This is a genomic window from Pseudomonas sp. S3_A09 (assembly GCF_054668065.1).
Genome location: NZ_CP162752.1, coordinates 6,116,269 through 6,129,691, shown reverse-complemented (window position 1 = coordinate 6,129,691; position 13,423 = coordinate 6,116,269). Strand labels below are relative to the sequence as shown.

The window sequence follows — 13,423 nt, the reverse complement described above, 5'->3', positions numbered from 1 at the left end:
GGCACGCCTGATGAGGAAAGCATCATGAGTCACCTACTGGATCAACTGCGGTTCTTCAACCGCAAGCAAAACGAGTTCTCCGAGGGCCACGGCGAGACCCGCAAAGAGTCCCGCGATTGGGAGAACGTCTACCGTTCGCGCTGGCAGTACGACAAGATCGTGCGCTCCACCCACGGGGTGAACTGCACCGGTTCCTGTTCGTGGAAGATCTACGTGAAAAACGGCCTGATTACCTGGGAAACCCAGCAGACCGACTACCCGCGTACCCGCAACGACTTGCCCAACCACGAACCCCGAGGCTGCCCGCGTGGCGCCAGCTACAGCTGGTACATCTACAGCGCCAACCGGCTCAAGTACCCGAAAATTCGCAAACCACTGCTCAAACTGTGGCGTGAAGCGCGCCTGACCCTGGCCCCGGTAGACGCCTGGGCGAGCATTGTTGAGGACAAGGCCAAGGCCGAGTCCTACAAGAGCAAGCGTGGCATGGGGGGCTTCATCCGCTCCAACTGGGACGAAGTGAACGAGATCATCGCTGCTTCCAACGTCTACACCATCAAGCAGTACGGCCCGGACCGCATCGTCGGCTTCTCGCCGATCCCGGCCATGTCCATGGTCAGCTATGCCGCCGGCTCGCGTTACCTGTCACTGCTCGGCGGGGTGTGTCTGAGCTTCTATGACTGGTACTGCGACCTGCCACCGGCTTCGCCGATGGTGTGGGGCGAGCAGACCGACGTGCCGGAATCGGCCGACTGGTACAACTCCAACTACATCATCGCCTGGGGTTCCAACGTCCCGCAGACCCGTACACCGGACGCGCACTTTTTCACCGAGGTGCGCTACAAGGGCACCAAGACCGTGGCCATCACCCCCGATTATTCGGAAGTGGCCAAGCTCACTGATCTGTGGCTCAACCCCAAGCAGGGTACCGACGCCGCGTTGGCCCAGGCCTTCAATCACGTGATCTTCAAGGAGTTTCACCTCGACCACCCAAGCGCCTATTTCACCGACTACGCCAAGCGCTTCACCGACTTGCCGGTGCTGGTGATGCTCAAGCCCGTGACCGGTTTTGCACCGGGCGCCGGGTTCCAGCCTGACCGCTTCCTGCGTGCCTCGGACCTTGTGGGCAACCTTGGCCAGGACAATAACCCGGAATGGAAAACCATTGCCCTTGACGAAAGCGGCGAGCTGGTCTCGCCCCAAGGTTCCATCGGCTATCGCTGGGGCGAGAAGGGCAAGTGGAACATCCTCGCCAAGGAAGGCGGGGAAGGTCGCGCCATCGACCTGAAACTGAGCCTGATGGGGGCGGACGTAGCGGAGGTGGGCTTCCCGTATTTTGCCGGCGAATCCCACGAGCACTTCCAGCACGTGGCGGGCGATGCCGTGCAGTTTCGCCGCGTGCCGGTGCACAGCGTGACGTTGGCCGATGGCAGCGTGGCCAAGGTCGCCACGGTGTTCGACCTGTCGGCCGCCAACCTGGCCATCGACCGTGGCCTGGGCGGCAGCAACGTTGCCAAGGACTACGACGACGCCAGTGTGCCCGGCACCCCGGCGTGGCAGGAAGCGATCACCGGCGTCAGCCGCGAGAAAGCCATCCAGATCGCCCGTGAGTTCGCCGACAACGCCGACAAGACTAAGGGCCGCTCGATGATCATCGTCGGTGCGGCGATGAACCACTGGTACCACATGGACATGAACTACCGCGGGCTGATCAACATGCTCATGCTCTGCGGTTGCGTCGGCCAGACCGGCGGCGGCTGGGCCCACTACGTCGGCCAGGAAAAACTGCGCCCGCAATGCGGCTGGCTGCCCCTGGCGTTCGGCCTGGACTGGAGCCGCCCACCCCGGCAGATGAATGGCACCAGCTTCTTCTACGGCCATAGCTCGCAGTGGCGCCACGAAAAAATGAACATGCACGATGTGCTCTCGCCCATGGCGGACAAGTCGCAGTTCCCCACCCACGCGCTGGACTACAACATCCGCGCCGAGCGCGCCGGCTGGCTGCCGAGCGCGCCGCAACTCAACACCAACCCGTTGCACATCTGCCGTGAGGCGGCTGCTGTTGGCATGGATCCCAAAGACTATGTGGTCAAGGCCTGGCAGGACGGCACCCTACGCTTTGCCTGCGAGCAACCGGACAGCCCGGCGAACTTCCCGCGCAACATGTTTATCTGGCGTTCCAACCTGCTCGGTTCGTCGGGCAAGGGCCATGAGTACATGCTCAAGTACCTGCTGGGCACCAAGAACGGTGTGATGAACGAAGACATCGGTTTTGGCGGCGAAAGCAAGCCCACCGAAGCCGAGTGGGTTGACGATGGTGCCATCGGCAAACTCGATCTGGTGACCACGTTGGACTTCCGCATGTCGTCCACCTGTGTGTATTCCGACATCGTCTTGCCGACCGCCACCTGGTACGAAAAAGACGACATGAACACCTCGGACATGCACCCGTTCATCCACCCGTTGTCGGCAGCTATCGACCCGGCGTGGGAGTCGCGGTCCGATTGGGACATCTACAAGGGCATCGCCAAGGCGTTCTCGGCCATGGCGGTCGGCCACCTGGGTGTCGAGAAGGACCTGGTCACCGTGCCGCTGATGCATGACAGCGTCGGCGAGTTGGCCCAGCCTTTCGGCGGCACTGACTGGAAAAGTGCCGGTGTGGCACCAGTGCCGGGCAAGAACGCGCCGAACATGGCGGTGGTGGAGCGCGACTACCCGAATCTCTACAAGAAATTCACCTCCCTTGGCCCGCTGCTGGAAAAACTCGGCAATGGCGGCAAGGGCATCAACTGGAATACCGATGAGGAAGTGAAATTCCTCGGTGAACTGAACCATCACGAAGGCGACGCGGGCATCAGCCTGGGGCGGCCGAAAATCGACACGGCCATCGACGCCGCCGAAGTGATCCTGTCCCTGGCCCCGGAAACCAACGGCCACGTGGCTGTCAAGGCCTGGGCTGCGCTGTCGGAGTTCACCGGCATCGACCACAGCCACCTGGCATTGCCCAAGGCTCACGAGGCGATCCGCTTCCGCGACATCCAGGCGCAGCCACGCAAGATCATTTCCAGCCCCACCTGGTCGGGCCTGGAAGACGATCACGTGAGCTACAACGCCGGCTACACCAACGTCCATGAAAACATCCCATGGCGCACCCTCACCGGGCGCCAGCAGTTCTACCAGGATCACCCGTGGATGCAGGCATTCGGCGAGCAGTTGATGAGCTATCGACCACCGGTCAACACCCGCACCATCGAAGGGGTGAAGGGCAAGCGCAGTAATGGCGAGACCGAGATCGTACTGAACTGGATCACCCCGCACCAGAAATGGGGGATCCACAGCACCTACAGCGACAACCTGCTGATGCTCACCCTGAGCCGTGGGGGGCCGATCGTGTGGCTCTCGGAAATCGACGCCCAGCGCGCCGGTATCGAGGACAACGACTGGATTGAGTGCTTCAACGTCAACGGCGCGCTCACCGCCCGTGCGGTGGTGAGCCAGCGGGTCAAGGAGGGCATGGTGATGATGTATCACGCGCAGGAACGCATCGTGAACGTGCCGGGTTCGGAGACCACCAAAACCCGCGGCGGCCACCACAACTCGGTGACCCGCGTGGTGCTCAAACCGACCCATATGATCGGCGGTTATGCCCAGCAGGCCTACGGCTTCAACTACTACGGCACGGTCGGCTGCAATCGCGATGAGTTCGTCGTGGTGCGCAAGATGGCCAAGGTCGATTGGCTCGATGGCTCCGACGGCGATGATCTGCCACGCCCATTGCCGACCGATATCGAGGAGAACTGAGATGAAAATTCGCTCACAGATCGGCATGGTGCTGAACCTGGACAAATGCATCGGCTGCCACACTTGCTCGATCACCTGCAAGAACGTGTGGACCAGCCGCGAAGGCATGGAATACGCCTGGTTCAACAACGTCGAATCCAAGCCCGGCATCGGCTACCCCAAAGAATGGGAGAACCAGGACAAGTGGAAGGGCGGCTGGATCCGTAACGCCAATGGCACGATCAACCCGCGTATCGGCGGCAAATTCCGCGTGCTGGCAAACATCTTCGCCAACCCCGACTTGCCTAGCCTGGACGACTACTACGAGCCGTTCGACTTCGACTACCAGCACCTGCACACCGCGCCCCTGGGCGAACACCAGCCCACCGCGCGCCCGCGTTCGGTGGTGTCGGGCAAGCGCATGCAGAAAATCGAGTGGGGGCCCAACTGGGAGGAGATCCTCGGCACTGAGTTCGCCAAGCGCCGCAAGGACAAGAACTTCGACCAGATCCAGGCCGATATCTACGGCGAGTACGAAAACACCTTCATGATGTACCTGCCGCGCCTGTGCGAGCACTGCCTCAACCCGGCATGCGCAGCGTCATGCCCCAGCGGTGCGATCTACAAGCGTGAAGAAGACGGCATTGTGCTGATCGACCAGGAAAAATGTCGCGGCTGGCGCATGTGCATCAGCGGTTGCCCGTACAAGAAAATCTACTTCAACTGGAAGAGCGGCAAGTCCGAAAAGTGCATCTTCTGCTACCCGCGCATCGAAGCCGGCATGCCCACGGTGTGCGCCGAAACCTGTGTCGGCCGTATCCGCTATCTCGGTGTTCTGCTGTACGACGCCGACCGCATCAGCGAAGTCGCCAGCACCGCCAACGAGCACGACCTGTACGAGAAACAGCTGGAGATCTTCCTCGACCCGAATGACCCGGCTGTGATCCGTCAGGCCCTGGCCGATGGCGTGCCGCAGTCGGTGATCGACTCGGCGCAGCGCTCGCCCGTCTACAAAATGGCGGTGGACTGGAAGCTCGCGCTGCCGCTGCACCCGGAATACCGCACCTTGCCGATGGTCTGGTACGTGCCGCCGCTGTCGCCGATCCAGAACGCCGCCGCTGCCGGCACCGTGGGCATGAATGGGGTGATCCCGGATGTGGACAGCCTGCGCATTCCTTTGCGTTACCTGGCCAACATGCTCACGGCGGGCGATGAAAAGCCGGTCAAGCGTGCCCTTAAGCGCCTTCTGGCAATGCGCGCCTTCAAGCGTTCCCAGCAGGTGGACGGCGTCCAGGACCTGCAAGTCCTTGAAGACGTGGGCTTGAGCGTGCCGCAAGTGGAAGAGATGTATCGCTACCTGGCCATCGCCAATTACGAGGACCGCTTTGTGGTGCCAAGCGCCCATCGCGAGGACGCCATGAGCGATGCCTTCGCTGAGCGTTCGGGCTGTGGTTTCAGCTTTGGCAGCGGCTGCAGCGGCAGTTCCGACACCAATATGTTCGGCGCGAAGAAGGCCAACCGCCGCGACGTGTTGAAAACCGTACAGATCTGGGAGGACTGAACCATGCGCATTCTTAAAGTGATCTCGCTGCTGCTGGACTATCCCACGGAACACCTGGTGAGCGGCCGCGATGAGCTGGAGCAGGCGATTATCGAGTCACGGGAAATCAGTCCCAAACAACGCGGCGCCTTATTCGAACTGCTGGAGCTGATCTGCGCCAACGACCTGATGGATGGCCAGGAACACTACGGCGCGTTGTTCGGCCGCGGGCGTTCGCTGTCGTTGTTGCTGTTCGAGCATGTGCACGGCGAATCCCGCGACCGTGGTCAGGCGATGGTCGACATGATGGCCCAGTACGAGGCGGCTGGTTTTGCCATCGGCGTCAAGGAGCTGCCCGACTTCATCCCGCTGTACCTGGAGTTCCTCTCCACCCGTGAGGACATCGAGGCCCGCGAGGGCCTGGCGGATGTGGCGCACTTGCTGGCGTTGCTCGCGGCGCGCCTCGAAGAACGTGAAAGCGCCTATGCCAGTTGCTTCCGGGCACTGCTGCAAATCGCCGGCGCCGAGCCGCACCAGGCGGTGGCCGAAGTGCGCGCCCAGGTCGCTGCCGAGCCGCGTGACGACTCCCTCGAAGCCCTTGACAAGGTGTGGGAAGAAGAGGCCGTGGACTTCATGCAGGCCGAACAGCAGGACCGTTGCAGTGCGCTGCCGAGCGCTCCGGGCAAGGCGCGGGAAGAAAGCGCCGTGCCGTTGCACTGGGTGGATTTTCAGCAGGAAGGGCGGGCCGTGCTGCCTGCCGGGGAGGTGGGTAATGTCTAAGTGGAATTTGCTGGTATTCGGGGTGTACCCCTATGTGGCCCTGGCGATCTGCCTGTTGGGCAGTTGGGCGCGGTTCGACCTGTCGCAGTACACCTGGAAGGCCGGCTCCAGCCAGATGCTGAACAACCGTGGCATGCGCGTGGCGAGCAACTTCTTCCATATCGGCGTGCTGTTTGTGCTGGCCGGGCACTTTGTCGGCTTGCTGACGCCCGCGTCGGTGTACCACCACGTGATCAGCACGGAAAACAAGCAACTGCTGGCAATGGTCTCCGGCGGTTTTTTCGGCCTGCTGTGCCTGGTGGGGTTGCTGATGCTGATCAAGCGTCGTCTGAGTGACCCGCGTGTGCGGGCTACGTCGAGCGCGTCCGACATTCTGATCCTGCTGGTACTGCTCGCGCAGTTGCTGCTGGGCTTGCTGACCATTGTGGCCTCCACCGGGCATATGGACGGCTCGGTGATGGTGATGCTCGCCGATTGGGCGCAGAACGTGGTGTTGCTGCGGCCAGTGCAGGCGGCGGAGTCGATTGCACCGGTGTCGCTGATCTACAAGGCCCACGTGGCGCTGGGTCTGACCCTGTTCGTGCTGTTCCCGTTTACCCGCCTGGTGCACATGGTCAGCGCGCCGGTCTGGTACCTGGGCCGTCGTTATCAAATCGTGCGGCAGAAGTCGTGAGGAACACATGATGACCCAGCCTGAATTGATTGCCAGCAGTGAACAGGAATGGCCCATCGTCAGCGTCAACGGCGTGTCGATCACGCCCGAGGCGATGGCCCTGGAGCTGCAATACCATCCTGCCGAAAGCCGCGAAGCCGCGGTGTACCTGGCCGCTCGCGCGCTGGTGATTCGCGAGCTGCTGCAACAGCGCATCACCGAGTTGGGCCTGGCGGTGGACATCGCCCCCGGCGAGAACGAAGAAGAAGCCGCCACGCGCTTGTTGCTGGAGCGCGAGATCACCGTGCCGCAGTGCGACGAGGCGACCTGCCGGCATTATTTCGAAAGCAATCGAGGGCGCTTCCACAGCGCACCGTTGCTGGCGGTGCGGCACATCTTGCTCGAATGCGCGCCGGACGATGCCGAGGCACGGCAGATGGCCCATGTGCAGGCAGAAATCCTGCAGCTGAGCCTGGCGCAGACACCCGCCAGCTTCGCCGAACTGGCGCTCAAGTATTCGGCGTGCCCGTCCAAGGCCCAGGGTGGCTCATTGGGCCAGATCAGCAAGGGCCAGACCGTGCCGGAGCTGGAGCGCCAGTTGTTTACCCTGGCGCCCGGCCTGGCCGATAAGCCCTTGGAAAGCCGTTACGGCTGGCATGTGATCAGCGTCGACCAGCGCATCGAAGGCCAGCCGTTGCCTTACGAAGCAGTGGCGGGCGCCATTCGCACCCAGTTGCAGCAGGGGGTGTGGCAGAAGGCGCTGGTGCAGTACCTGCAAACCCTGATTGGCGCCGCGGACATCCGTGGTCTCGCGCTGCAAGGCGCCGACTCGCCGTTGGTGCAGTGACATGAGCCTGGTGGATGGGCTCGGCCGTTCAATCGATTACCTGCGTCTGTCGGTGACCGACCGTTGTGATTTTCGCTGTGTGTACTGCATGGCGAAAACCATGACCTTCCTGCCGCGCCAGCAGGTGTTGAGCCTGCAAGAGCTGGAGCGCCTGGCCCGGCTGTTTGTGGGCCAGGGCGTGCGCAAGATCCGCTTGACCGGCGGTGAACCTTTGATCCGTCCTGGCATTGTGGGGTTGTGCCGCACTATTGCTGCGTTGCCAGGCTTGCGTGAGTTGGTGATGACCAGCAATGGCTCACAGTTGGCGCGGCTGGCGCAGCCGCTGGCGGCGGCGGGGGTCAAGCGCATGAATATCAGCCTCGACAGTCTGGATCCCGTGCGGTTTCGGGCGATCACGCGCAACGGTGATTTGCGCCAGGTGCAGGAGGGGATAGAGGCGGCGCGGGACGCCGGGTTCGAGCGGGTCAAGCTCAATTGCGTGGTGATGAAAGGGCGTAATTTTGATGAGGTGCCCGCGTTGGTGCGGTATGCGATCGAGCAAGGGATCGATATCAGTTTCATCGAAGAAATGCCTTTGGGGGATGTAGGGCGTTCGCGGGGGGAGGCGTTTTGTGCCAGTGATGAGGTGCGGGAGGTGATCGCTCGTGAGCATCTGTTGCTCGACACTGCGGAAAGCAGTGGGGGGCCGGCGCGGTATGTGCGTTTGGCGCGTTACCCCGACACGCGCATCGGGTTTATCTCGCCCAATTCACAGAGTTTTTGTGGGAGTTGTAATCGGCTAAGGATGACGGTGGAGGGGCGGCTTTTGTTGTGCCTCGGGCAGGACGACGCGCTGGATTTTCGTGAGTTGCTCAGGCGGTCTCCGTTGGATGATCGGCCGTTGGTTGAGGCGTTGCATCTGGCGTTGAGGGGAAAGCCAGCGCGGCATGATTTTTCGGGGGCGGGGGAGGTTCAGGTGGTGCGCTTTATGAGCATGAGCGGTGGGTGAGGTTGGGGGGCACCGTAAGGGCGGAACCATGGATAGCCGTGACGGAATAAAGGGATATGCCCCGATCAGAAAACGTTGATCCCGATCAAGGGTTTCCAACGCTTCTCTCCGTAATATCACTGCATATTGTGTTTTATGTTATCGGATTGTCTATATGTAGTGTTTGGAGCTTCCAATGCAAAGCACGCTCACCCCGCTCACCAGCACCCACCTCCACAAACGCGACGGCAGCCTGGCCCCCTTCGACGCCGAAAAAATCCGCCAAGCCCTGATCGCCGCCGGCACTGCCACCGCGGAGTTTCAAGCGAACGACGCCGACCTGTTGCTGGGCGCAGTATTGGCACGCCTAAGGGGCATCGAACAACTGGACGTCGAACTCATCCAGGACAGCGTCGAACGCGTGCTGATGGACGCCGGTTACTTCCAATCGATGCGCGCCTACATCGTCTACCGCGAACAACACGGCCGCATGCGCCGTGACCGCAAGACCCTGGTAGAGGTCGCCACCTCCATGAACGAATACCTCGATCGCGAAGACTGGCGCGTGCAGGCCAATGCCAATCAGGGCTATTCCCTGGGCGGATTGGTGCTCAATGTGGCAGGCAAGGTCACTGCCAATTACTGGCTGGACGAGGTCTACAGCGAGCAGATCGGCCGCGCGCACCGCGAAGCGGATCTGCATATCCATGACCTGGACATGCTTGCCGGCTACTGCGCCGGTTGGTCACTGCGTTCGCTGTTGCACGAAGGCCTAAACGGTGTGCCGGGCCGGGTCGAAGCGGGCCCCCCCAAGCACTTGAGCAGCGCCCTGGGGCAGATGGTCAACTTCCTCGGTACCCTGCAAAACGAATGGGCCGGCGCCCAGGCCTTCAGTTCGTTCGACACCTATCTCGCGCCCTATGTGCGCAAGGATCAACTGAGCTACCCGCAAGTGCGCCAGGCCGTGCAGGAGTTCATCTACAACCTCAACGTGCCGTCGCGCTGGGGCACCCAGACACCGTTTACCAACCTGACCTTCGATTGGGTCTGCCCAGAAGATTTACGTGAACAGGTGCCGGTGATCGGCGGTGAAGAAATGCCGTTTGCCTACGGCGACCTGCAAGCCGAAATGGAGCTGATCAACCGCGCCTACATCGAGGTGATGCAGGCCGGGGATGCCAAGGGCCGGGTGTTCACCTTTCCGATTCCCACCTACAACATCACCCATGATTTCCCCTGGGACAGCGACAATGCTGACCGCCTGTTCGAGATGACGGCGCGCTACGGTTTGCCGTATTTCCAGAACTTCCTCAATTCCGATATGCAGCCCAATCAGGTGCGCTCGATGTGCTGCCGCCTGCAGCTGGACGTGCGTGAATTGCTCAAGCGCGGTGGCGGGCTGTTCGGTTCGGCGGAACAGACGGGCTCCCTGGGGGTGGTGACAATCAACTGCGCGCGCCTGGGCTACCTGTTCAAGGGCGACACCTCAGGCTTGCTGCAACGCCTGGACAGCCTGATGGAAATGGCCATGGAAAGCCTGGAGGTCAAGCGCAAGGTGATCCAACACCACATGGATGCGGGCCTGTATCCCTACACCAAGCGTTACCTGGGCACGCTGCGCAATCACTTCTCCACCATCGGCCTTAATGGCATGCACGAGATGCTGCGCAATTTCAGCGCTGACGAGGAGGGCATGCACACCGAACAGGGCCGCGCCTTTGCCCTCAAATTGCTCGACCATGTGCGCGCCACTTTGCTGCGCTTCCAGGAAGACACCGGCCACCTCTACAACCTTGAAGCCACCCCGGCGGAAGGCACCACCTACCGTTTTGCCAAGGAAGACCGCAAGCGCTACCCAAACATCCTGCAAGCGGGCAGCGACATCGCGCCGTATTACACCAATTCCTCGCAACTGCCGGTGGGCTTTACCCAGGACCCCTTCGAAGCCCTGGAACTGCAAGACGAACTGCAATGCAAATACACCGGCGGCACTGTGTTGCACCTGTACATGGCCGAGCAGATCTCGTCGACCCAGGCCTGCAAGCAATTGGTGCGCAAGGCGCTGGGGCGTTTCCGGCTGCCGTACCTGACGGTGACGCCGACATTTTCGATCTGCCCGGTGCATGGCTACCTCGCCGGTGAACATGAGTTCTGCCCCAAGTGCGATGAAGTCCTCGCCCTGTAGGAGCGAGCTTGCTTGCTCCCGTATGAAGCCATTCAACTCAACTCCACCCCAAGGAGATTCACCATGCAAACCTCCCAGCCACAACGCCAGCGCTGCGAAGTCTGGACCCGAGTAATGGGTTACCACCGGCCGGTGTCGGCGTTCAATCCAGGCAAGCAATCCGAGCACAAGGAGCGTGCGCACTTCACTGAAACGGCCGCTGCGGCCGGTCGCCAATGAGTCGAGCGCTGCGGGTCGGGGGCCTGGTGCCCCTGACCACCCTCGACTACCCCGGCATGCTCGCCTGTGTGCTGTTCTGCCAGGGCTGTGCCTGGCGTTGCCGTTACTGCCACAACCCGGACCTGATCCCGCCGCGCGCGAGCACGCAAGTGGATTGGCGCCGGGTGTTGCTGTTTCTGCAACGGCGCCGAGACCTGCTCGACGCCGTGGTGTTCAGCGGCGGCGAGCCGACCTTGCAAGAGGGTTTGCCGGCGGCGATGGATGAAGTCCGGGCGATGGGTTTTCACATCGGCCTGCACAGCGCGGGGATCAAGCCGGCGGGGTTTGCCCATGCTTTGCGGCATGCCGACTGGGTTGGTTTTGACGTAAAGGCCCTGGCCGAAGACTGCCAGTCGATCACCCAGGTCAAGGGCAGCGGCGCCGCCAACTGGCGCAGTCTCGATATTTTGCTCGCCAGCGGCATGGACTACGAATGCCGTACCACGGTGCATTGGCACCTGATTGACCCAGCCCGCCTGCTGCGGCTGGCCCAACGTTTGCAAGCCCGTGGCGTGCAGCGCTTCGCCGTGCAGATGGTGCGCACTGCCAGCATGCTCGACACGCAACTGCCGAGTTCCCCGGCACAGGCTGCGTTACCGGAGCTGTGGGGCCGCTTGCGTGAGTTGTTTCCCGCGTTTGTCTTACGAGGGTGACCCGCGCCCTCAACCGCGTTTTTATCGATGCTGCCCCTGGTGGGCAGGTGTTCATCAAGGAAGGTTCAGAATGAAGCAGTTAACCACGGCACAACGCATTGTCATCGGTTTCGCGATTGCGCCGCTGGCTCTGGTCGGTTTGGTGTTCTACGCCCTGCACGACCTCGCAACCCTCAAGCAACAATCCGAACAGATTGTGCAGCAGGACTGGCCGAAAATAGCGCCGATCATGGTGATCGCCACCGGCGTACGCGATAACGGCCGCAACACCCGTGACTTGCTGATCGACCAGGACAACCAACAAGCCCAGGAAGCCATCGGCGGCACCCGGCAACGCATCACCGAGGCGTTCGCCACCCTTGAGCCGCTGCTCGATACCGCCGAAGGCAAGGCCGCCTATGCGACCTTGAAAACCCATCGGGAAGCCTATGTGGCCGCTTTCACCCAGGTGCAGGCGCTGATCAAGCAAGGTGCTCGCGAACAGGGCCTGGCCCAGCTCAAGCAACAGGTGATGCCCGCCGAGCTTGCGGTGTTCAAGAGCCTGGACGCGTTGATGGCCATGCAGGGACGTCTGTTCGCTGAACGCGAGCAGGCGGCGCAGGTCCTGTACGACGAGGCCCGGCGCAACATGATCGGGTTGTTCCTGTTGTGTTTGGCCCTGGTGGTTGCCGCCGCGATTATCGTCACCCGCAGCGTGATTCGCCCATTGGGCGGCGAGCCGGACGAAGCCGCGCGCGTGCTGAGCCATATTGCCCAGGGCGACCTGACCATCGTGGTGCCAGTGGGCAACAGCGCCGAAGGCAGCGTGATGCGCAACCTGCACCAGATGCAGCAGAACCTGAACCAGATGGTGCGGCACATTGCGACGTCGGTGGACGGCGTGGCCAGTTCCTCCGAAGAACTGAGCGCGGTGAGCAGCCAGACCAGCAGCAGCTTGCAGTCCCAGGGCCAGGAGATCGAACAGGCGGCGACGGCGGTGAATGAAATGACCGCTGCCGTGGATGAAGTGGCGCGCAACGCGGTGAGCACCAGCGAGGCTTCGCGTCTGTCGGAACAGACCGCCCAGCGCGGCCGTGCCCAGGTGCAGGAAACCGTGGCGTCGATCAACACCCTGGCCACCGGCGTAGTGGAAACCTCCGAACGCATCCAGCAACTGGCGGGCCGCGTACAAGACATCAGCAGTGTGCTGGAAGTGATCCGCAGCATTGCCGACCAGACGAACCTGCTAGCCCTCAACGCCGCCATTGAAGCAGCGCGGGCTGGGGACGCCGGGCGTGGGTTTGCGGTGGTGGCTGATGAAGTGCGGGCGTTGGCCCATCGCACCCAGGCTTCGACCCAGGAGATCGAGCAGATGATCGGCAATATCCGCCAGGATACCGAGCATGCGGTCGCGGCCATGCACAGCAGCAGCGAGCGCGTGCAGGCGACACTGAGTGTGGCGCAGCGTTCGGGTGAAGCCTTGGATGAGATTACCCGGTCTATTTCGCAGATCAACGAGCGCAACATGATGATTGCCAGCGCCACCGAGGAGCAGGCGTTGGTGGCGCGGGAAGTGGATCGCAATCTGGTGGGCATTCGCAATCTGTCGCAGCAGGTGCTGCAAGGGGCGTTGCATACCGAGACGGCGGGGCATGACCTGGCGGGGATGGCGGGGGCGCTGCACCAGACCGTGGCGCGCTTTAAAGTGTAGCCAGATACCGGCAAAAAACTGCACTTCGCCAGGGCGTGAATAGCGGCGGCGAGCATCGAAACAGTGCGTGATCG

The 13,423-nt window shown here is 62.0% G+C and carries 8 protein-coding genes and 1 pseudogene; all 9 read left to right on the top strand.

Annotated features, from left to right (window positions below):
- Positions 1 to 24 precede the first annotated feature (24 nt).
- The 9 genes and pseudogenes from AB4N92_RS28405 to AB4N92_RS28365 all read left to right on the top strand — a co-directional run bounded on the left by AB4N92_RS28405 (position 25) and on the right by AB4N92_RS28365 (position 13,349).
- Complete coding sequence (locus AB4N92_RS28405) at positions 25 to 3,798, top strand: nitrate reductase subunit alpha (protein WP_236267196.1); 3,774 nt, start codon at positions 25 to 27, stop codon at positions 3,796 to 3,798.
- 1 nt (position 3,799) lies between these two features.
- Positions 3,800 to 5,338: a nitrate reductase subunit beta gene (narH, locus tag AB4N92_RS28400; protein WP_010209830.1), complete on the top strand. Its 1,539-nt coding sequence runs from the start codon at positions 3,800 to 3,802 to the stop codon at positions 5,336 to 5,338.
- A 3-nt stretch (positions 5,339 to 5,341) separates the two neighbouring features.
- Complete coding sequence (gene narJ / locus AB4N92_RS28395; RefSeq protein WP_010209831.1) at positions 5,342 to 6,097, top strand: nitrate reductase molybdenum cofactor assembly chaperone; 756 nt, start codon at positions 5,342 to 5,344, stop codon at positions 6,095 to 6,097.
- Positions 6,090 to 6,770, top strand: a complete 681-nt coding sequence (gene narI / locus AB4N92_RS28390) for a respiratory nitrate reductase subunit gamma (RefSeq protein WP_010209832.1) — start codon at positions 6,090 to 6,092, stop codon at positions 6,768 to 6,770. Before narJ ends, narI begins: the two co-directional genes overlap by 8 nt.
- 10 nt (positions 6,771 to 6,780) lie before the next feature.
- On the top strand, positions 6,781 to 7,596 hold the full coding sequence (locus AB4N92_RS28385) for a peptidylprolyl isomerase (RefSeq protein WP_010209833.1): 816 nt from the start codon (positions 6,781 to 6,783) through the stop codon (positions 7,594 to 7,596).
- 1 nt (position 7,597) lies between these two features.
- Complete coding sequence (moaA, locus tag AB4N92_RS28380) at positions 7,598 to 8,584, top strand: GTP 3',8-cyclase MoaA (protein ID WP_460128903.1); 987 nt, start codon at positions 7,598 to 7,600, stop codon at positions 8,582 to 8,584.
- A gap of 175 nt (positions 8,585 to 8,759) precedes the next feature.
- Positions 8,760 to 10,967: pseudogene (locus AB4N92_RS28375) on the top strand (ribonucleoside triphosphate reductase).
- Positions 10,964 to 11,659, top strand: coding sequence for an anaerobic ribonucleoside-triphosphate reductase activating protein (locus AB4N92_RS28370; RefSeq protein WP_010209838.1), 696 nt, complete (start codon positions 10,964 to 10,966; stop codon positions 11,657 to 11,659). The pseudogene AB4N92_RS28375 and the gene AB4N92_RS28370 overlap by 4 nt, the downstream one beginning before the upstream one ends.
- Positions 11,660 to 11,729: 70 nt before the next feature.
- Positions 11,730 to 13,349, top strand: a complete 1,620-nt coding sequence (locus tag AB4N92_RS28365) for a methyl-accepting chemotaxis protein (protein WP_010209839.1) — start codon at positions 11,730 to 11,732, stop codon at positions 13,347 to 13,349.
- Positions 13,350 to 13,423 lie beyond the last annotated feature (74 nt).

What these genes read in the sequence shown, in the direction of transcription:
- AB4N92_RS28405 (WP_236267196.1), top strand. Translation starts at nt 25, where the DNA reads ATGAGTCACCTACTGGATCAACTGCGGTTCTTCAACCGCAAGCAAAAC.
- narH (WP_010209830.1), top strand. Translation starts at nt 3,800, where the DNA reads ATGAAAATTCGCTCACAGATCGGCATGGTGCTGAACCTGGACAAATGC.
- narJ (WP_010209831.1), top strand. Translation starts at nt 5,342, where the DNA reads ATGCGCATTCTTAAAGTGATCTCGCTGCTGCTGGACTATCCCACGGAA.
- narI (WP_010209832.1), top strand. Translation starts at nt 6,090, where the DNA reads ATGTCTAAGTGGAATTTGCTGGTATTCGGGGTGTACCCCTATGTGGCC.
- AB4N92_RS28385 (WP_010209833.1), top strand. Translation starts at nt 6,781, where the DNA reads ATGACCCAGCCTGAATTGATTGCCAGCAGTGAACAGGAATGGCCCATC.
- moaA (WP_460128903.1), top strand. Translation starts at nt 7,598, where the DNA reads ATGAGCCTGGTGGATGGGCTCGGCCGTTCAATCGATTACCTGCGTCTG.
- AB4N92_RS28370 (WP_010209838.1), top strand. Translation starts at nt 10,964, where the DNA reads ATGAGTCGAGCGCTGCGGGTCGGGGGCCTGGTGCCCCTGACCACCCTC.
- AB4N92_RS28365 (WP_010209839.1), top strand. Translation starts at nt 11,730, where the DNA reads ATGAAGCAGTTAACCACGGCACAACGCATTGTCATCGGTTTCGCGATT.